Below are 19,825 nucleotides of genomic sequence, written 5' to 3'. Positions count from 1 at the left end.
GTTACTACTGCCATTCACCAAGCCAGACCCGATAGTATCTTCAAAGAAGCACGCTTAGGAGGAGCTATTGACCTTATATACAACATTACCTCCACCATAGGTATACGTGGCGCCTACAGACTTATCTATGATACAGCGCCAATTGTTCCTGTGAGAAAAGATTACAATACGGTTGATGTAGGTGTCAATCTTTTATTTTAATGAATAGACTAATTTAATTGTTTATGTATACAATTCCTTAATATTGAATCCGAAGAGTTTTTCTATTTGGATGTATTTCTAAAGTTACTTCTAGGATTGTTGGCACTTGCGTTGATTATCAACAAATCGGGCAAAGGCAATTTGGCACCTACTTCTGCGATGGATCAGGTACAGAACTATGTACTTGGGGGGATTATAGGAGGGGTGATTTATAGCCCTTCAGTTACAATCTTCCAGTTCGTTGTTGTATTGGCTATCTGGGCTTTCCTTATTATTGGGTTGCGCAAACTCAAAACTAAGAGTCTTGCTTTTAGGGGGATTATAGATGGAGCACCTGTGATTGTTATCAATCGTGGCCAGATAGATATTGCCGCTTGCAAAAAAGCCAAAATCACTGCCCATGACCTTGCTTTCAAACTCCGTAAAGAGGGAGTCTATTATATCAGAGATGTCAAAAGAGCAGTACTCGAACAGAATGGTGAACTCATCATTGTAATGGCAGGCGAGGAAAATCCCAAATATCCCATCATCACCGACGGGATTATCCAGAAAAATGTACTCGAAGATGTAGATAAAACCGAAGAATGGTTGCTTGAAGAGCTTCAAAAGCAGGGATATAATAGTGCTTCCGAAGTGTTCTTGGCGGAATACCATAGCGGACAAATCAAAATTAACTAACGTCCTTAATAAATTGCGCCGCTACGGAAGACTATGCTTTTGGGTAATTGTCTTAGCCCACTCATGTGTAGATACGCAATTTATTGCGTATTATATAGTTAGTGAATAGTGTTTTAACTATTGATTCGTATTAAAAGCACTTTTATATGTGAGAGAAAATGGAAAGATCACAAGTAGTCAATATCAGACCCTAAATACTATATCTAAACGAACTTCTATAAATGATCTGATAGAATTAGTAGAAAAATAGGGTCTTTTAGAGCAAGCGGGGACAAGTATAAATATTTATTATCAACTTAGATAAAAGCGTGCAAAGCGTGCAATAAGTGTGCAATAAGTGTGCAACAACCACTGCAAACCCGCATAAAACCTATAAAAAAGCGTGCAATAGGTCAGCCCGTGGAGATTTGTCCAAATGAATCAATCCTAAGCTCATTGTTTATTATTCACTCAAAAAGAATTAAAACTATGAAGAAATCTCTTTTATTACTACTGATAGGAGTGGTCGCTTGTCAGCCCTCCCAAGAGAAGAAGGAAACAACCTCTGAACTTACAGATACAGCGCCAAGCCAAACAACCACTGAACAGACGGCTGCTAAGCAAGAAAAAACAGAGCAGACCCCTCCTGCCCGACCCGACTTTCCCGTAGGTTCGGTTGTATATGTGTTAGGTAAGCAGACCCCCGATGATACAGCTCCTCAAGAAGAAAATCACCCCCAAACAGAAGCCTTTCCCTTGGGTAGTAAGTTGGAGATAGTAGGAGAAGAAGGTGCTTATTACAAGGTAAAAAAAGGAGCACATGAGGGCTATGTCCTCAAAAGCGAAGTAGGTTATCAGGATCAGGCTTTCTCTGAAGAGGAATTGGGACAGGTGAGCGCACTTTTTGAATACAAAGGTTCTACCCGTACCCCTAAGGACTTGGACAATATATCGGAGTTCTTCTCCATCTCTCTTATCACTGAAGCGCAATACCAGCAAGCACTCCAGCATAGTCCAAAGGCTTTTGATAAAGAGGAGGATATTAAGAAAACAGGAAAAGTCCTAACTCTCCCTTGTCAGAAGAAAAAGGTAAAATATGAGGACATCAGTCAGGATGGATTTGATGAGGCTGTATATACCTATATTGGAGAGCATAAGGACATTGAGCAATATATCATCAGGGTAGCAGGTGCCCAAGTGGTGCCCTATATACTCACCGATAAGCAAACGGGAGATGAACTATATATGGACGGTTTTCCGTTGCTCTCAACCGATAGGAAACATATCATTACCCTCCATACCGACCCTATCAATGAGGAAACCGATATAGCCCTCTATCACATTGAGGGTACAGCTCCACTGCGCCTAAAAACCATGGTCAAGGCCTCCTTGGCATGGTGGCGATGTGCTATGCACCAGCAAACCCCTATTTTCTTAGGACAGGACAATGCACTCTATGCGGCTATCTATCCCATAGGTCTTCAAGAGAACGCAAATAAGTTACTCTATGTAAAAATGAGTCAATTAGCTAATTAGCTAATTGACTCATTTTTCAAATTGTCAAATCGGCTCATTGGCTCATTTATTCGTTTTCCGTTATACTCTCAAACTGCTCCCAAAAATCAGGGAAAGATTTCTCCACTACCTCCACATCATTGATGATAATGGGTACCTTCAGAGCCAAAGGGGCAAAGGCCATCGCCATACGATGGTCGTTATAAGTATCTATGGAGATATTGCGAGTAATCTTACGAGCACTACCTACCCATATTTCTTCTTTGGAGATATGTACCTCAGCGTTTAGCTTGGTAAGTTCGTTCTTGAGAGCTTCCAATCGGTTGGTTTCCTTGATATTAAGTGTATGCAACCCGCTAAGGAAACACTCTATCCCTAGGCCAAAGCAAGTAACTGCAATCGTCTGAGCTATATCGGGGCAGTCCATAAGGTTATAGGAGAAGATGGGAGAAAGCAGGTCGCGTTCCTTAATAAGTTGTATCTTATCCCCCCAGAAAATTGTTCGTACGCCAAAGGCCTGATAAATATCCGCTACGATACGGTCGCCTTGTAAGCTTCTTTCTTTATAATGATTCATATAGAGCGAAGTACCCACAGGGCTTAGTGCTACCATGCTATAAAAGTATGAGGCCGAACTCCAGTCTGGCTCTACCACTATCATCTGTGGGGCTACCGCTGGTGTGTGCTCTATAGTGAAGGTATTATCCTCAAAAGTTCCCGCTATGCCTAGTTCATTGAGCAGTGAAAGGGTCATTCTCAGGTAAGGAAATGAGGTTATCTCCCCATCCAGATGTAGACTTAGTCCATTGGCAAAGGACGGAGCCACAAGGAGCAAGGCGGAGATATATTGGCTACTTACATTGGCTTTGATAGAAAGGGTACCTCCTTCCAATTGCTTTCCTTGAATATGTAAGGGCGGGAAACCCTCTCCTTTGGAGTAGTAGATAGCGGCTCCCAATTGGCGTAGGGCTTCTACCAAGATGCCAATAGGGCGTTCCTGCATACGAGCAGAACCTGTCAGTATCACATTTTTGTTTTGGCAAGCCGCATAGTAAGCAGTCAGAAATCGCATAGCGGTGCCCGCATCCCCTATGTCTATAGTACTTTCTCCACTGTGTAAGCCTCTATACATAGCCTCCGAATCCTTGGAGGGAGAAGCATTTTCTATCTGTAAATTAGGATAAAGAGACTGTAGTAGTAGAAGTCGGTTGGTTTCACTCTTAGAGCCTCCTATGTTTAAGGTAAGATTGTTGTCGTTTTTTATGCGTTTTTTTTTTAGACGAATATCCATATTGTATTTTAGAAAGCGCAAAATTACGAAAACTATCTAAAAATGGACGACCAACAGCTATTTCTTTGGCTATAAATTAACTTTTTTAACGTAGATAGAAAATAGTAGAAATGTTTAGAAATGAAGAAATCAAAGCGTTAAGAAATTAAAGATTTTCGTTTTCTAAATTTTTATATCTCTACCTGCTCTAACTCCTAATAACAAATAAAAATCGGAAAAATATTTCGTATATTCAGCAAAAATTCTTATCTTTACACCTTGAAACAATGATGAATGGTTAATGGTCAATGGTTATATGGTGGGTATCAACCAATAACTACGGATAGTATAATGATTATACAAGTGTAGAAAGTACTGGGAATCCATGGGAGTTCTTCTTGTCTGAAAGGTCATTATTGGCAACATTGACAATTAACGATTGATAATTGATAGTTAGTAATGAATTGGCTTGCAAAACTTTTCAAAGGAACATTTTCAGCGGCATCAAGCCCTAATCCAAATATAAGTGAACCTGAAAGAGAGCTCCCCATAGACGAGGCTTTTGTAAAAAACTTCAAAGATAAGGGAGGTATCTTTGTATATGTAGAGAAAAAAGAAGATCTCCCTAAGGTATTCCAAACGGTTGTATCTGAAGCGGGAGAAGATACTTTTGTCTTTACGCATAACGAACAATTGGAGGAGCAACTCTCGGCGGAGTTTCCCGATTGTTTTGTGACCAATGACCAGCTGGCGACTCACTTCCTAACCGATTGCGAGTACCTTGTAGCCGAAGAGGGGTCAGTTATGTTCTCTTCCCGACAGCTGGGACAAAAACGATTGGATGAACTACCTTCTACCCTGATTGTAGTGGCTAAAATCAGCCAAATTGTGGGTTCTCTTATGGATGCTATGGGCGGACTTAACCGACAAACGCATAAGGAACGCCCCAACAATATACGTAGTCTTAGAGCTTTCTGTCCTCCTGAGGAAAAAGACTCTATCTTCTGTGAGAATTGTTACCGAACTACTTACTTGCTCCTTCTGGAGGACTTAAATACTAACGAATGAATGAATTACTAAAGCGCTGTATCACAGGTATTATATACGTATTCCTGCTCCTTACAGCTATTATGCTCTCCAACGCAGAGGCCTTCGGCTTCCTCTTCCTTGTTTTCGGACTGGTATGTCTGTTCGAATTCAAGCGATTGGTACGCCTTACAGGAAGTGCCATCTACCTGATATTCTTAGGTATTTGGTGGTGCTTTAACTATCTGATTCCCATTAGCGAATTTGGAGGGAACCTCTTTGTCTATTTGCTGCTCTTAGCGGTGGTCTCTACCGATATCTATTTGGTGTTTTACCTTTACAAAAAGGAAACAGTCAAGTACGAGACTTGGCAGAAATTCCTCTTAAACCTACTCTATGTAGGGGGAGGCTGCTTGTTCATCTCCTTACTTTACAAATGGGAGATTTATAAGAACGAACAGGCGTTGTCCAACTCCTTTGCCTTTTGGGAACTTTCCCAGTGGCGCTTCTCTGAGGCATTCTCCGAGGCACAACATACCATGATTGCCCTTTTAGCTATTATCTGGGCGAGCGATAGCTTTGCCTATGTCTCAGGTCGTTTCTTAGGTCGTACCAAGCTCTTCCCTTCGGTCTCTCCCAAGAAGACAGTGGAGGGTTTCATAGGCGGGCTTGTGGGTGCCTTGCTTATTGCAGCATGGCTCTCCCTATATAGTAACAAAGAGCTATGGAAGTGGCTAGTGATCGCTACCGTATTGGTGGTAACCGGTACCTTGGGGGACTTGGTGGAATCCAAGTTCAAGCGTGTAGCAGGCAAAAAGGATAGTGGTACCATACTCCCAGGGCATGGGGGACTACTCGATAGGCTTGATAGTCTTATTTTTGCCTCTCCTTTTGCTTTCATCACGCTCTTGGTGCTTTCCTATTTCTAAACCTATGGGGTAGGTCACCTCATGAAAGCTATATGGAGCGCTGCAAGTGAGTTTTTGTTATTGAGTATTTCACGGGGCATTACAATGATGAAATAGGGCTGAATCTATAAGGAATAAAGGAGACAGAAAATAGTTGGCTTTTTGTTTGTTTATTCCTATAATATTCCTTACCTTTGTAGGGCGAAAATTGAAAGTAAAAAGTAACAGGTAATAGGTAAAAAGTAACAACAAATATAATAATCATTACACTCTGTAATGAGTGAGGCTTTTACTTTTTACCCTTTATCATTTACCTAAATTAAATAATAATGGACGTACAAAAAATTATGGCCTCTTTGGAGGCAAAACACCCAGGAGAAAAAGAGTACTTACAAGCAGTACACGAAGTGTTGGAATCCGTACAGGAGGTCTATAACCAACATCCTGAATTTGCTAAGGCAAAAATCATTGAGCGTATTGTAGAGCCTGATCGTATCCATACATTCCGTGTGGATTGGGTAGATGACAAGGGAGAGGTACAATCTAACCTCGGTTATCGTGTGCAGTTCAATGCCGCTATCGGGCCTTACAAAGGAGGTATCCGTTTCCACAAAGCGGTAAATCCTTCTATGCTAAAATTCTTAGGTTTTGAACAAACCTTCAAGAACGCACTTACAACCCTCCCTATGGGCGGTGCCAAAGGAGGATCTGACTTTGACCCAACAGGTAAGTCCGATGCCGAAATTATGCGTTTCTGCCAAGCTTTCATGCTCGAATTGTGGAAATACATAGGCCCTGATACCGACGTACCAGCAGGTGACGTAGGGGTAGGTGGCCGTGAAATCGGTTATATGTACGGTATGTACAAAAAATTGGCTCATGAATACAATACAGGGGTACTCACAGGTAAGGGTATCAACTGGGGTGGCTCCCTTATCCGTCCAGAAGCAACGGGTTATGGAGCTCTTTATTTTGTAGATCATATGCTTAAAAAGCTCGGTCGCGATATTAAGGGACAACGTGTAGTAGTTTCTGGTTTCGGTAACGTGGCTTGGGGTGCTTCTGAAAAAGCGACCCAATTGGGTGCTAAAGTAATTGGTCTCTCTGGACCTGATGGATGTGTGGAAGTACCTGGTGGTATGACTCAAGAAATGATTGACTACCTACTTGAACTCCGCGCTTCTAACCGTAATATCGTAGCACCTTTCGCTGAGAAATTCGCTAAAGAAAGCAAATTCACTGCAGGCAAAAAAGCATGGGTAATCCCTTGTGATATCGCCTTGCCTTGTGCTTTCCAAAATGAGTTGGATGGAGACGATGCTAAAACCCTTATCGCCAATGGCGTAAAACTCGTAGCGGAAGTATCCAACATGGGTTGTACTCCTGAGGCTATCAAGGCGTTCCAAGATGCTAAATTGCCTTTCGCTCCAGGTAAGGCGGTCAATGCAGGTGGGGTAGCTACTTCAGGTTTGGAAATGACTCAGAATGCAGCTCACCTTTCTTGGACTTCCGAAGAGGTAGATGCTAAGCTACACCAGATTATGGAGTCTATCCACAACGCTTGTCTCAAATACGGACAAGAAGGAAACTACATCAACTATGTAAAAGGAGCCAACATCGCTGGTTTCATGAAAGTAGCCCATGCTATGCTTGACCAAGGAGTGATTTAATAATTGAATATAGTTGTCTTCAAAAAAGGGCTGTCTCGCTTTATGAGACAGCCTTTTTCTTATAGCTTGAGCTTAATACCTCCGTTGAACACAAAACCGTCCAAGGGAGCATAGATATCTTTGAATACGGGAGCACGCTCACTACCTGTATAGATACTTCCGAAACGGGTCTGACGTACATCCAAGAAGTTTTCAAAATTGATATAAACAGAACAATGTTTCCATAATTTCTCTACTATAAAACCTGTCATCCAGTAAGGATGCCCACGCTCTCCATCACTCAGCAGCTGTGAACTGAAATAATAGGCTTCTAACCCGATTTTCCACTTATCTTCCACTTCGTAAAACAAAATAGAGTTGGTACGGTGCTTAGCAGTAAGCAGATTGTCCGTAAAGACATCTCCCTCATGTAATTGAGTGTTGGTTAGGGTGTAACCCAAGAAAAGTTTGAAGTCCTTGTAACCTATTTTTACATTGGTTTCCAATCCTTTGGTGAGGATATGCCCTTCTATATTGGTTAGGTGATACTTCTTAGGTGATAGGTTTTCCAGCAATAGCGGATGGTCTAAGTAGGTATAGAAAAAGAGTTGATTGATACTCAGAGTCCATTCCTCTCCTAAAAGGGTCTGGTAATTAATATCAAAGTTGGCGCCATAACTCTTCTCCAACCGATTCTTTTGGCTACTCACAGGCAAGATGTTTTGATAATGAAATCGTTCGCTTTCCTCTGTGAATAAGGTAGGTGTTTTATACCCCAATCCGCCTGATATGCGGGAAGTGAGTTTCTCTGATAGGTGAAAGAGGCTGGCTAGCCTAGGAAGTACTACCCATCCATAGTCTTTGACAAAATCGGTGCGCAAACCACTTTCTATCTCCAACCATGGGGCGGTTTTCCAAGTATTTTGGGCAAATCCTCCTACAATCATCTCCTGCTCATCTCTCAAAGGGAAGGTAGTAAGAGGCTGTTCCTTAAAACGATGATCTAAAAGGGTTACTCCTATAATCCAGTCTGTTTTTTCTCTTTCCAAACCATAGAACCCTTCTGTAAAGCTGCTTAGCTGTGTTCCTGAAAAACGATAATCAGGCAGGACAATTTCTCTTTGGAAGTAGTTAATACTACTCTTTAGCTGGAATCGGGAATCCTCACTTATATGGTGGTCAAATGTTAGCTGGCCACCATAGCGATGAGTATTGTTTTCCTCAAAATAGTGATAGGCAGGGTCGGTATTGCCCCTTAAGTACTCTATATGTCCTCCTAACCGCTGCTCCACCATGGCATTTATCCCTATGTTCAGCGAGGTGTCTTCGTCAAAATAGAGGAATAGCTTGGGATTCACTACCCAGCGTTCAAAGCGAGGAATGGCAGAAAAGGGAGTGTCACTTGGTGCATAGGCTTGGTTTCTGCTATGAGAAGCAAAAAGAGTGGTACCTACATGATTGAATTTTTGTCCATAGAATGCATTCAAGTTTAATCCCTTAGCCGATGTGCCGTCTATATGAAAAAGTAGCTCTCTCGCTGGGGTAGGGGTCTTAGAGATCAGATTGACCAATCCTGCTATGGCACCTCCTCCATAGAGGGTGGAGCTGGTACCCTTGATGACTTCCACCTGCTTGAGGTCCAAGGGGGGCGTTTGCAGCAAACCCAAGCCACTGGCAGCTCCAGAGTAAGCAGGGAATCCGTCCTTGAGTATCTGGGTATAGCGCCCATCCAATCCTTGGATACGAATACCTGCATTGGCACTGATTGGAGAGGTTGTCTGTACTTGTATACCAGTGCTTTCACTCAGTAGCATCCGCAAATCACTGGGGCGCATGTTGGCTTTTTCATCTAGCTCTTCAGCTGTAATAAGCTCAATACGAGTAGGCACTTTCTCTATGGTACGGCTACTACGTGTGGAGGTGATAGTCAGCCCCTCCAGCTCGGTCTCTTCTTCCTCTAATTCAAGGATAAGGGGAATATTAGTCTGGGTAATAGTGTATTCAAGGCTTCTAAATCCAATAAAGGAGAATACCAGTACCTCTCCAGAGGCTGCTTTGATAGAGAAATCTCCTTGTTCATTGGTAGTAGTGCCTCTTGGAGTATCTTTGATGCGTATGGAAACGCCCAAAAGAGGTGTTTTATCCGTTGCGGAGGTAATATGTCCGCTTATTTTTTGCTCCTGCCCATAGAGGATACTACCGCCAAAGAGAACAAAGAGCAGTATAATGATATTTTTCATGGAATTTTATATGTAATAAATAGATAATGTTGGCACAAATTACAAAAACGCACCAGTCAAAGTAAAGTAGGGGGGAATGGCAATTCACCCTTATGTTGAAGAATTAAGCTATTTTAGGAGGAACCCAGATATTTCCCAAGTAGGAGGAATCTATAATAATATAGGGGTAGGAAATCAAGTGTTTGGTTTCTATAATAGGAGAAAGTGTTTCCAAGGGCGTCTCTTCAGAGACAGGAAGAGAAAGTACCATTTGGCAGCAATTGCAGATACATAGGGGGTTGCATAGGTCTATATCACCAGAAGAATGAGAGTGAGATGCACTCATCTCAGCCGTATCATTACCCTCATATATAGGCATATCACTACATGGCAATACCAACAATGCCACAAGATAAAGACCTAATATGAATGCAATACTTTTCAAGTTCTGAGTTTTTATTTTGAGTTACTAATGACCCTTGCTGGTGCGAGCTTGCAGCTCGTACCTATAATTATGGAGCTTGTAGCTCCCATAGAGAGCCAAAGGCTCTACTTAATAGTAGGCGCCAGCAGAGGGAACTTTCTAAGACGCAATAAATTGCGTCTCTACCCTAACGCTGACCAAGAAAACTCCTAATGAGCATAGTCACTCGTAGAGGCGCAATTCATTGCGCCTTAACGAATTAGAGTATACGGGTATTTTTCAACTATTGATTTGTATTATTATCTAATTTCTTTTCACTTTTCGTTTTTCATTAATCACGATTCCCCAAGTGATAGCCGCCAATACGGCTGTTACTCCAGAGATAAAGAGGGCTCCCATAACTGAGTAGCCATTGACAAACATAAGGACTAAAAAGAACAAAGCAAATAGTCCTACGCCAAAGATAACAGCTTGTGTTATAATCTGTTTCTTTTGAGTTGTATTGGATAATGAATGTCCCATAGTACAAAGGATTTTATGGATGATTCTTTAGCTACAAATTTACGTATTTATCTCTAGGAAAACAAGATATTTTTCGTATTTTTGCGCTTTATCAGTGGCAGTAGTCAGTAGTCAGAGGTCAGTGACCAGTAACTATTCACTTTTCGCTTTTCACTATTCATTAATAAAAGCTATGGTTCTACAGAAGATTGAAGCACTCCGCAAGGAGCTTAACGAGCACAACTACAATTATTATGTGCTTGATACCCCCTCTATTTCCGACTTTGAGTTTGACAAAAAGCTGAAAGAATTACAGGAATTGGAGGCACAATACCCTCAGTACAAAGACCCTAATTCCCCAACAGTGAGGGTAGGGGGCGAAATCACCAAAAACTTTCCGACTGTAACCCACGAATTCCGCATGTACTCCTTGGACAATTCTTACTCTAAGGAGGAGATAGAGGAATGGGAAAAACGTGTCCTTAAGGGCTTAGGTACGGACAAGGTGTCTTTCGTATGTGAACTTAAGTACGACGGGGCTTCCATAGACCTAACGTATGATCATGGTCAATTAGTGCAGGCGACCACTCGTGGCGATGGGGTGCAGGGCGATGAGATTACGGCGAATGTACGTACCATTCGCAGTGTGCCGCTAACTCTCAAGGGGGATTATCCTGACCATTTCCATATCCGTGGGGAGATTATCATCCTTAAGGAGGGCTTTAAGAAGATGAATGAGCAGCGTATAGCCGAGGGGGAAGATCCTTATATGAACCCTCGCAACACCGCTAGTGGAAGCTTGAAACTACAAGATACCGCCGAGGTCGCCAAGCGTCCCCTTGACTGCCTACTTTACTATCTGGTGGGGGACAATCTACCGGTAGATAACCAGTTTGACAGCCTACAAAAAGCCCGAGACTGGGGCTTCAAGGTGCCTGCTCAATCCAAGCTATGCCACTCCACTGAAGAAGTGATGGACTTTATCAACTATTGGGATCAGCGCCGACATGACCTTCCTTACGAAACCGATGGGGTGGTTATCAAGGTCAATGACTTCCATGCCCAACAGGAATTGGGCTATACCTCCAAATCTCCCCGCTGGGCGATTGCTTATAAGTTTAAGGCGGAGGAGGTGACCACTACCTTAGAGAGTATCTCCTATCAGGTAGGGCGTACAGGGGCGATTACTCCTGTGGCGAACCTTTCTCCAGTACTCTTGGCGGGTACTATTGTAAAGCGTGCTTCCTTGCACAATGCTGATCAGATAGCCAAACTCGATCTTCGCCTTGGTGACCAAGTATTTGTTGAAAAGGGTGGAGAGATTATCCCTAAGATTACAGGGGTGAAGTTGGAAGCGCGTCCCGAGCAGGCGGCTCCTGTGGCCTTTATCACTCATTGTCCTGAATGTGGTACGGAGTTGGTACGCAATGAGGGGGAAGCACAACATTACTGCCCCAATGCCTATGGCTGTCCGCCCCAGATTACAGGGCGTATCCAGCACTATATCTCCCGAAAGGCTATGGATATAGAGGGCTTAGGTTCTGAAACGGTCGAGCTCATGTTCCGTGCAGGACTCATACACAACTATGCCGATCTCTACGAGCTGAAAGCCGAGCAAATACAGAACCTCGAGCGCATGGGTACACGCAGTGCTCAGAATATCATCACAGGGATAGAGAAGTCCAAGCAGGTGCCTTTCGAGCGGGTACTTTTTGCTTTGGGAATTCGTATGGTAGGGGAGACGGTAGCTAAGAAGTTTGCCCGTACCTATAAGACCTTAGAGGCCTTCCGCACAGCTACCTATGAGCAATTGATTCAAATAGATGAAATAGGCGACCGCATCGCCCAGAGTGTTATAGAGTTCTTTGCCGATGATAGGAATAAGGAGATTCTCCAGCGTTTGGAGGGCTATGGGCTGCAATTTGCCCTCAGTGAAACCGTACAAACAACCCTTTCTGATACCCTCAAAGGGAAAACCCTTGTTGTCTCTGGTGTTTTCGCACGCCATTCCCGTGACGAACTCAAGGCCTTAATAGAAAACCACGGAGGCAAAGTAGGCTCTTCCATATCCTCCAAGACCAGCTATGTGGTAGCAGGCGACAATATGGGGCCTAGCAAATTGGAAAAAGCAACCCAATTGGGTATCCCTATCCTCTCAGAAGACGATTTTGAAAAAATGATCCTCCTTTAAGGACGAGGCTCTCTGAAAAAGGTTTATCTTGTAAGGGCGATTTGCAAATCGCCCTTACAATGTAACAAAAGATTATTGATTATCAACGCAATCAGCTTTGCCAAAGTCCTGAACTTTAGCAAAATGTACAGTGAAATAGCCCCATCACTAATCACTAATCACTAACTACTAACCACTAGTCATTGTTTTCGTCTGTCTCAAAGAAAAAATCCTCTCTAGGGAGTGTTTCAGTTAAGTGTTTCAGGCGAGGGTCGTGCAGTAAGGTGATATTGAAAGAGAGCTTGATACCCACACGCAAGAGTTCATGCGCGAGGGCTTCACTCTTATGAAAGCCATGGAGAATCCACAGACCTGTGGCACCACTCTTCTTACGCAGACCGATAAGCTCCCCATAGCTCTTTACGCAATGGATAATCAGGGGCTTATGTAGCTCTTCGGCAAGGGCGATATGCTGCTCAAAAAGGGCTATTTGCAGGGGGAGGGGAGTGGAGGCGCGCTTGTCCAATCCACATTCGCCTATGGCTACACATAGCGGGTGGGAGGCACGCTTGGCAACCTTTTCCCATTGCGCCTGACCGTCCTCAATGATATAACAAGGGTGAATACCTACCGAGAATACGCCCTGCTCATAGGAGTCTTCGGGGAAACAATTCTGTACCTCCTGACTATTTTTTGCCTTGTGGGTGTGTATGTTAGGATAGGGGAAAAGTGGATTAATCGTCATAGGGAAAGAGTTCTACCGCCTTGGCATATACCATAGAGGACTCCCATCCTTTGTAGAGTAGGTAGTCAGCCAATTTGCGACGTGCTTTTTGAATATTCTTCTCGGTGATAGTGTCTGCCTTTTTCTCTGCCAAAGTATCAAAAACCTCTTGGTAATCGTCTTCGATTTCTTCCATGGCACAAGCTATGTTGTAGCGGGAGATATCGCGAAACTTCAGCTCACGGGTGATACGTACGCGTCCCCATTTCTTAAAACGGAACTTACCCCTTGCATAGCTACGAGCAAAGCGTTCCTCATTGAGAAAATTCTCCTCAATAAGGTACGCTACAATAACATCTATCGCTTCGGGAATCATACGCATCTGTCGGAGCTTGGCAGTCACTTCTTTGTGACAACGCTCTTGATAGGCACAATAGCGCTCCATACGTCGTTTGGCTTCCTCTACCGTATAAGTTTTTACCGTTTCGCTCATCATCAGAAGGCAGCCATCCACGTTTTCCAAGGCAATACGCCCAAAATAAGCAATAATCCTATACTGTAGAAAATAAGGATACGCTTGAAAGCACCTACATCCGTTTTCTGCTTTTTGTGTAGCGACCAGCCAATAGTAATAAGGGTTACCGCCACAATACCAAAGGGGTGCTCCACTAACATCTTTCTCAGATAAGCATCCTTCATCACGCCTGCTCCCATAGCTGACCAGCTTTGGAAAAGAGGTGTTACAAAATAGAGGATAAGCCCTAGAGTGACTTGTAAATGCGTGAATATCAATGCAAATAAGTTGATACGCAAGTCTTTCTTGCTATATGGACGTTTTTGCCATACGCCCAATAAGGCATTGATCACAGCAAAACAAAGCACTACCAATACGATATAGGCAGTAAGTGAGTGGGTGTTTTTAAGTAGTTGATATAACATATTCAGTTTTTAGTTTTAAGTTTTTAATTTTCAGGTATCTCTAAAAGCGCCCCAATAGGAGGCTCCTAATTATTTTTCACTTTTCATTCTTCACTATTCACTAAAGTTAAACTCCTTCCCGTCTTCACTCAGTAGCGTATTAGGGAAGATCGTTTGGGCTTCTTCTTGGAAAACTCGTTTGTCCTTATAGCGGGAAGAGTAGTGACCTAGGATAAGGGTTTGGACTCCTGCTGATCGGGCGATTTTTGCGGCTTCAAGGGCAGTGGAGTGTTTGGTTTTCTCTGCTAAGGCATGATTGTCCTCAAGAAAAGTACTCTCGTGATAGAGCACTTGTACCCCCTCAATCAGCGGAACTATTTTGGGCAGATAAGCGGTATCACTACAAAAGGCATAGCTCTGCGCAGGGGCTGGGGGAAAACTCAGCACCTCATTGGGGATACACTCTCCAGTCTCTAGAATAACGTCCCTACCGTTCTTGATATTTTGGTAATAGCAAACGTCTATACCATATTCCTGTACGGCATCTGCATTGAGCTTGCGTTCCTTGTTTTTCTCCTTGAACAGAAAGCCATTGGCATAGATACGGTGGTCAAGAGGAATGGTGGTTACTGAGAGCTTGTCATCTTCAAAAATGACCTCACTCTCCTTGCTCTCTAGCTCATGAAAGTATAGCGGGAAAACCATGTGTGCTCCACTGACTTTTAGTAGCAAGAGCATCGCATCCTTGGCGCCCTTAGGGGCATGGATATGCAACTCCGCCTCCCTGCCTTGTAATTGGAAAGTAGAGATTAGCCCCGCCAATCCGTAGAAATGATCGCCATGGAGGTGGGAGATAAATATATGCTTGATACGGGCAAACTTAGCCCCTGATTGTCTTAGTGCCATTTGTGTTCCCTCCCCACAGTCAATAAGGAACAGATGCCCGCGCATCTCCAAGAGCTGGGCAGTGGTGCGTGCCTTATCCCTTGGTGAAGCACTATGACAGCCTAATGTAGTTAATTTCATTAGTTTTAAAATTCTTTGCAAAGATACGAATAAAAGTAAGAAGTAAAAGATAAAAAGTAAAAAAGTGCTTAGGTTTTAGTATTTAGGTACTTATCTAAAAACTGACTACTAACCACTAATCACTAACTACTAAATTAACAGTTACCAATTAATAATTAACAATTAAATTTTGTAATTTTGCCCCTTGTAATATTTCATTAGAAAGACCATGAACGAAATACGACATAACTGGACACCAGAGGAGATTATCGCTATCTATAACAAGCCCTTGATGGACTTACTTTACGAGGCAGCTACAGTGCATCGTAAGTACCACGACCCCAATACAGTGCAGGTATCTACCTTGCTCTCGGTCAAGACAGGAGGCTGCTCAGAGGATTGTTGCTACTGCTCGCAGTCGGCACGCTATCAAACCGAGGTGGAAATAGAACCGATGATGAGCATTTCCCAAGTGAAGGCACAAGCCTTGCGTGCCAAAGCCTCTGGAAGTTCCCGTGTGTGCATGGGGGCAGCTTGGCGCAATGTCAAAGACGGCCCTGAGTTCGAACAAGTATTGGAGATGGTACGTACCATTAACAAGTTGGATATGGAGGTGTGCTGTACCCTTGGAATGCTTACTGAAAACCAAGCCAAACGCCTCTCCGAAGCAGGTCTTTATGCCTATAACCACAACTTAGATACTTCCGAGGATTATTATCAGGAAATCGTCACTACCCGTAGCTACGAAGACCGCCTCAAGACTATAGAAAATGTACGCAAAACGAGTATCACCGTATGTAGTGGGGGGATTATCGGTATGGGTGAAGCATTGGAAGATAGGGCTAAGATGCTCGTGGCACTCTCTACCCTTGACCCACAACCTGAGTCGGTGCCTATCAATGCCTTAGTACCTATTGAGGGGACACCCCTTGAGGAGCTACCTCCAGTGGATATTTGGGAAATGGTACGTATGATAGCCACTGCCCGCATCGTGATGCCTCAGTCTCAAGTACGTCTTTCAGCAGGTCGTATGAATATGTCCCGTGAAGGACAAGCCTTGTGCTTCTTTGCAGGGGCTAACTCTATCTTTGCAGGGGACAAACTCCTGACAACTCCTAATCCTGATATCAAGGAGGATATGCACATGCTAGAAGTCTTAGGTATGCGTACCCAAAAACCATTCGAGAAACACCCACAACCCACTACAGTGGAAGCGGCAGATTCTCAAATACCTGCCCTCGGTGAAAAACCTAAGTGGTCTAGACCGAATAAAGTGAAAAGTGAACAATAAATAATTAATAGTGAAAAGAGAAGAGTGAATAATCATTATTCATTCTTCTCTTTTTTACTTATATAAAACTTGTTACTTCACTGACTAAGTGAGCAGTAGCATGGTTCGAAGGGGAGGGCTTGTTGGTGAATTCGGTGATGATCGCCTCACGGAGCTTTTGGGCATCGGTGATTGTCTCATCAGTAGCGATACGATGGATAATCTGTAAGGTAGTGTTCTTGCTGATAAGAATCACATTCCATAGGTCGCTACTTACATAAATCTGCTGGGTAATGTTGTGCTCATATTCGGCATTGATATGCTCGATAAGCAATAGTTCATAAGCCATTTTGTCCTGAGAAGCAGGCGCTACTCGTAGGGCAAGCTTTTGAGGGCTGGTACGATCAAGAAGCAATGTCAGACGCTCATAAGCCTGTAAGCGTAAGGGGAGCGCTTCCTTATGAAGGTCTTTCCTTAGGCGCCATTGTCTGGCTCTGTCTTCGTTCTTGAAGTACTGTTGAAATAGTAAATAAGCTATCACGGCGACTATGACCGACGGTAAGCAGTAAGAGAGAATCTGTAATAACATTTTTTATTTAGGGTTTTAGGGTTTTAACATGAAAAGGATTATAGAAGATCAAAACTCATCAGTCTTTTCCTGTTGTTCTCCTTCTTTATTACTATGTTTCTTTGTGCTTATTCTGTTGATGAATATATAGACTGTTACTAATATGAATAAGGTAGGGAAAAACCACCAAAAACTGACTCCTATATAAATCCAAAAAGCTAATAATCCAAAAAACATAAAGGAAACAGTATTTTCTTTCTTAGGAAATGTAAGAGTAAGGAATCCTTCCGCAATAGGGACAGAGATCATAAAAATAGAAAGGAAAAAGAGGACTTTATCTGCCAATGTTCTTAGAAAGGGAAGTTGATTACTCATTATGATATAGACAAAGAAAAAAACCAGCAGAAAATATAAACCAATCCCTATGTATTTTAATAATTTTGATAAGGATTTTCTATATTCTCCTCTATTTGTTTCTTCATAAACATAACTTAAATTCATATTTAAGATAGCTTCTTTATCAATACAAAAATTATGTCCCAGAATAGCTGTGAAGTTTTTTCCTTGTTCTTTTTTATAGGTATTTTCTAAGACAATAGTCTCTATATTAGTGTCGTTTTTAGAAAGATAATAGTTCTTTATCTTTCCAGTATAGATTACTTTATCATGGGTAAGAATATCTATTTCAGTATGTAAGTATCTGAGATCTCTATTGGGAGCTTTGTTCAGCTTTCCCTTGAAGAGGGCGTGCCAATAGTTGTAGAAGTTAAAATTAAAGACAAGGGCTAACTTATTACATATAAAGCCTAATAATACAGAAAGCCCATACAAAATAAAAATCAGCAAGAAAAAATCTTTACTTTTCTGTGAGAAATTTTCTTTATTAGGGAAAGGGATGTCATTCTGTACATTATGTATGTTATTATAGATATCTTTGATAGTGTCATATGAAATTTCAGGAGCTAAATCCACACCAACAGATAAAGATATAAGCACCAAAAAATAGCAGGTAATAAGCATAAGAATACTGAAGAGGAGCGTCCATATAAATCTCTCAAACAAATTACCAAAATAGAATTCTCTTGAAAATTCCTTGCGATAAAAGAAGTTCCTAAATAATAGACCAGGAACAATAAATATCATAAGATAGATAATTGTATTAAGAGCAAGATTTATTTCCATAATTACCTAACTACAATGGTCATTTGTTGGTTATTACTAAGTAATATAGTTTTTGACTGATCTTTATTTTCACTTTTTTTCAGTTCATTGATTGCTTCTTGAAATCTTTGCCTATCTTCCTTTGTTCTTATTTTTGATTCAGCTTCATTGTTCATAATTGGGGTATCCGAAAAGACAGAAGAAATGGAGGAAATAATCTCCATAAAGACATTTCCTAATTCTTGAAGGTAAAGGTTTAGCATTTTCATAGTCAATAGATTTATAGAAAACTATAAGATGAGTGTTTTTATTGTGCAAAGATACAATCTTTTGCCCAAAAGAGATGTGTTTTTATAGTTTTTAACTAATTCTATAATAATATTATTCATTAACTACTAATTCGTGTATCCAAATCGTCTGAGTTGTTTAAGGTCGGAGCGCCAGTTTTTATTCACTTTTACATAGAGTTCCAAGTGGATTTTCTTACCAAAGAATTTTTCTAAGTCATAGCGGGCTTGTACGCCTACTCTTTTGAGGGCTTCACCACGGTGACCGATGATAATCCCCTTTTGGCTATCCCGCTCTACCATGATGATACTGCGGATACGAATAATATCTTCCGACTCGCTGAAGGTCTCCGTCTCTACCTCTACCGAATAGGGAACTTCTTTCTTGTAGTTCAGTAGGATTTTCTCGCGTATGGTCTCATTGACAAAGAAGCGTTCAGGCTTATCGGTGAGTTGGTCTTTGGGGTAAAAGGCGGGAGATTCAGGCAATAACTCCAGAATACGATGGAAAAGGGGTTCCACGTTGAAGTTCTCCAAAGCCGAAATCGCATAAACCTCTCCCTTGGGTACCTTCTCCTGCCAGTAGGTCAAGGCTTCCTTGACGGTGACCTCATTGGAGCGGTCTATCTTATTGACCAAGACGAGTACAGGTACTTTAGCATTGTTTATCTTCTTAAAAAACTCCTCATCTTTGAGGTCTTTCTCGCCTATCTCTACCATATAGATAAGAATATCAGCATCCTCAAAGGCATCTTTGACAAAGTCCATCATGGACGTCTGCAACTCGTAGGCAGGCTTGATAATCCCAGGGGTATCGGAGAAGATTACTTGGAAGTCTTCCCCACTGACGATCCCAAAAATACGGTGCCTTGTGGTCTGTGCCTTGGAGGTGATGATAGAAAGCCGCTCGCCTACAAGGGCGTTCAGCAAAGTGGATTTCCCTACATTCGGGTTTCCGATAATATTTACGAATCCTGATTTGTGCATTTTCTAGTTGTTAGTTATTAGTTATTAGTGGTTAGTCTCTTTTGTAATGAATTGAGCATTTTTCCGACTTCTTCTACTAAAGACATGGCTTTTTCTATTTCTAATTCTTTTAGATAATTAATTCTTACACAGAGTAATAACTGAGTTTCCAACTCTGCTTTTGAACCCTTTGCAATGGATAAAAAATGAACAAATTCTTTGGGAGAGTTTCTACCTTGTCCTTCAGCAATATTGCTTGGAATAGAAATTACAGCACGTCTTATTTGATCACTTAGCGCAAAGAGTTCTTCTTTAGGTAACTTTTTTACTAATTGATATACCTCCACAACAAGTTCCATGGCTCGTTGCCAAACAATCAAATCTTT

At 42.1% G+C, this 19,825-nt stretch carries 21 protein-coding genes and 1 pseudogene; 9 read left to right on the top strand and 13 right to left on the bottom strand.

Annotated features, from left to right (window positions below; translation table 11 throughout):
• From Q0625_RS00525 to Q0625_RS00515, 3 genes and pseudogenes are all read left to right on the top strand, one after another.
• Positions 1-201, top strand: a pseudogene (locus tag Q0625_RS00525) (hypothetical protein); the annotation flags it as partial.
• Positions 202-267: 66 nt separating this feature from the next.
• Positions 268-879, top strand: a complete 612-nt coding sequence (locus tag Q0625_RS00520; protein WP_298822950.1) for a DUF421 domain-containing protein — start codon at positions 268-270, stop codon at positions 877-879.
• 468 nt (positions 880-1,347) lie between these two features.
• Entirely contained in the window at positions 1,348-2,394 is a 1,047-nt protein-coding gene (locus Q0625_RS00515; RefSeq protein ID WP_298822949.1) for a hypothetical protein, read from the top strand.
• Between the two features lie 46 nt (positions 2,395-2,440).
• Here the strand turns inward: Q0625_RS00515 and Q0625_RS00510 are convergent, their stop codons facing one another.
• Positions 2,441-3,664 carry a 3-phosphoshikimate 1-carboxyvinyltransferase gene (locus Q0625_RS00510; protein WP_298822948.1) on the bottom strand — a complete coding sequence of 408 codons (1,224 nt, stop codon included), beginning with the start codon at positions 3,662-3,664 and terminating at the stop codon, positions 2,441-2,443.
• Between the two features lie 438 nt (positions 3,665-4,102).
• On the opposite strand from Q0625_RS00510, the gene Q0625_RS00505 reads away from it, so the two are divergent.
• The 3 genes from Q0625_RS00505 to gdhA all read left to right on the top strand — a co-directional run bounded on the left by Q0625_RS00505 (position 4,103) and on the right by gdhA (position 7,247).
• The gene (locus Q0625_RS00505; protein ID WP_298822947.1) at positions 4,103-4,711 is read left to right on the top strand and encodes an LUD domain-containing protein; all 609 of its coding nucleotides are present in this window, start codon (positions 4,103-4,105) and stop codon (positions 4,709-4,711) included.
• A complete protein-coding gene (locus Q0625_RS00500) occupies positions 4,708-5,598 on the top strand; it encodes a phosphatidate cytidylyltransferase (RefSeq protein WP_298822946.1) in 891 nt (296 codons plus the stop codon). The genes Q0625_RS00505 and Q0625_RS00500 overlap by 4 nt, the downstream gene beginning before the upstream one ends.
• A gap of 308 nt (positions 5,599-5,906) precedes the next feature.
• Positions 5,907-7,247, top strand: coding sequence for an NADP-specific glutamate dehydrogenase (gene gdhA / locus Q0625_RS00495; RefSeq protein WP_298822945.1), 1,341 nt, complete (start codon positions 5,907-5,909; stop codon positions 7,245-7,247).
• 59 nt (positions 7,248-7,306) lie between these two features.
• Here gdhA and Q0625_RS00490 read toward each other — a convergent pair whose 3' ends face one another.
• Together Q0625_RS00490 and Q0625_RS00485 are read right to left on the bottom strand one after the other, a co-directional pair.
• Positions 7,307-9,466, bottom strand: coding sequence for a TonB-dependent receptor (locus tag Q0625_RS00490; RefSeq protein ID WP_298822944.1), 2,160 nt, complete (start codon positions 9,464-9,466; stop codon positions 7,307-7,309).
• 103 nt (positions 9,467-9,569) lie between these two features.
• Positions 9,570-9,890 carry a DUF6660 family protein gene (locus Q0625_RS00485; protein WP_144267029.1) on the bottom strand — a complete coding sequence of 107 codons (321 nt, stop codon included), beginning with the start codon at positions 9,888-9,890 and terminating at the stop codon, positions 9,570-9,572.
• 27 nt (positions 9,891-9,917) lie between these two features.
• Between Q0625_RS00485 and Q0625_RS00480 the strand changes: the two genes are divergently transcribed.
• Entirely contained in the window at positions 9,918-10,082 is a 165-nt protein-coding gene (locus tag Q0625_RS00480; protein WP_298822943.1) for a hypothetical protein, read from the top strand.
• Positions 10,083-10,172: 90 nt separating this feature from the next.
• Here Q0625_RS00480 and Q0625_RS00475 read toward each other — a convergent pair whose 3' ends face one another.
• Positions 10,173-10,391, bottom strand: a complete 219-nt coding sequence (locus Q0625_RS00475; protein WP_298822942.1) for a hypothetical protein — start codon at positions 10,389-10,391, stop codon at positions 10,173-10,175.
• Positions 10,392-10,563: 172 nt separating this feature from the next.
• Between Q0625_RS00475 and ligA the strand changes: the two genes are divergently transcribed.
• On the top strand, positions 10,564-12,561 hold the full coding sequence (gene ligA / locus Q0625_RS00470) for an NAD-dependent DNA ligase LigA (RefSeq protein ID WP_298822941.1): 1,998 nt from the start codon (positions 10,564-10,566) through the stop codon (positions 12,559-12,561).
• 175 nt (positions 12,562-12,736) lie between these two features.
• On the opposite strand, the gene Q0625_RS00465 is transcribed toward ligA, so the two are convergent.
• The 4 genes from Q0625_RS00465 to Q0625_RS00450 all read right to left on the bottom strand — a co-directional run bounded on the left by Q0625_RS00465 (position 12,737) and on the right by Q0625_RS00450 (position 15,208).
• Complete coding sequence (locus tag Q0625_RS00465) at positions 12,737-13,285, bottom strand: TatD family hydrolase (RefSeq protein ID WP_298822940.1); 549 nt, start codon at positions 13,283-13,285, stop codon at positions 12,737-12,739.
• On the bottom strand, positions 13,275-13,757 hold the full coding sequence (locus Q0625_RS00460) for a regulatory protein RecX (RefSeq protein WP_298822951.1): 483 nt from the start codon (positions 13,755-13,757) through the stop codon (positions 13,275-13,277). Before Q0625_RS00460 ends, Q0625_RS00465 begins: the two co-directional genes overlap by 11 nt.
• 2 nt (positions 13,758-13,759) lie before the next feature.
• A complete protein-coding gene (locus Q0625_RS00455; RefSeq protein ID WP_298822939.1) occupies positions 13,760-14,203 on the bottom strand; it encodes a hypothetical protein in 444 nt (147 codons plus the stop codon).
• 93 nt (positions 14,204-14,296) lie between these two features.
• Positions 14,297-15,208, bottom strand: a complete 912-nt coding sequence (locus Q0625_RS00450) for a ribonuclease Z (RefSeq protein WP_298822938.1) — start codon at positions 15,206-15,208, stop codon at positions 14,297-14,299.
• Positions 15,209-15,416: 208 nt separating this feature from the next.
• Here Q0625_RS00450 and bioB point away from each other — a divergent pair, with 208 nt between their 5' ends.
• On the top strand, positions 15,417-16,478 hold the full coding sequence (gene bioB, locus Q0625_RS00445; protein ID WP_298822937.1) for a biotin synthase BioB: 1,062 nt from the start codon (positions 15,417-15,419) through the stop codon (positions 16,476-16,478).
• A 58-nt stretch (positions 16,479-16,536) separates the two neighbouring features.
• Here the strand turns inward: bioB and Q0625_RS00440 are convergent, their stop codons facing one another.
• From Q0625_RS00440 to Q0625_RS00420, 5 genes are all read right to left on the bottom strand, one after another.
• Positions 16,537-17,046 carry a hypothetical protein gene (locus Q0625_RS00440; RefSeq protein WP_298822936.1) on the bottom strand — a complete coding sequence of 170 codons (510 nt, stop codon included), beginning with the start codon at positions 17,044-17,046 and terminating at the stop codon, positions 16,537-16,539.
• A 48-nt stretch (positions 17,047-17,094) separates the two neighbouring features.
• Complete coding sequence (locus Q0625_RS00435; RefSeq protein WP_298822935.1) at positions 17,095-18,207, bottom strand: hypothetical protein; 1,113 nt, start codon at positions 18,205-18,207, stop codon at positions 17,095-17,097.
• Positions 18,208-18,209: 2 nt separating this feature from the next.
• The gene (locus Q0625_RS00430) at positions 18,210-18,455 is read right to left on the bottom strand and encodes a hypothetical protein (protein WP_298822933.1); all 246 of its coding nucleotides are present in this window, start codon (positions 18,453-18,455) and stop codon (positions 18,210-18,212) included.
• Between the two features lie 126 nt (positions 18,456-18,581).
• Positions 18,582-19,460, bottom strand: a complete 879-nt coding sequence (gene era, locus Q0625_RS00425) for a GTPase Era (RefSeq protein WP_298822932.1) — start codon at positions 19,458-19,460, stop codon at positions 18,582-18,584.
• A gap of 17 nt (positions 19,461-19,477) precedes the next feature.
• On the bottom strand, positions 19,478-19,825 hold a 348-nt coding region (locus Q0625_RS00420; protein ID WP_298822931.1), incomplete at its 5' end, for a four helix bundle protein.

The sequence above is a fragment of the uncultured Capnocytophaga sp. genome (assembly GCF_938029845.1).
Lineage (GTDB): Bacteria > Bacteroidota > Bacteroidia > Flavobacteriales > Flavobacteriaceae > Capnocytophaga.
This window is presented reverse-complemented; position numbering and strand designations above follow the sequence as displayed.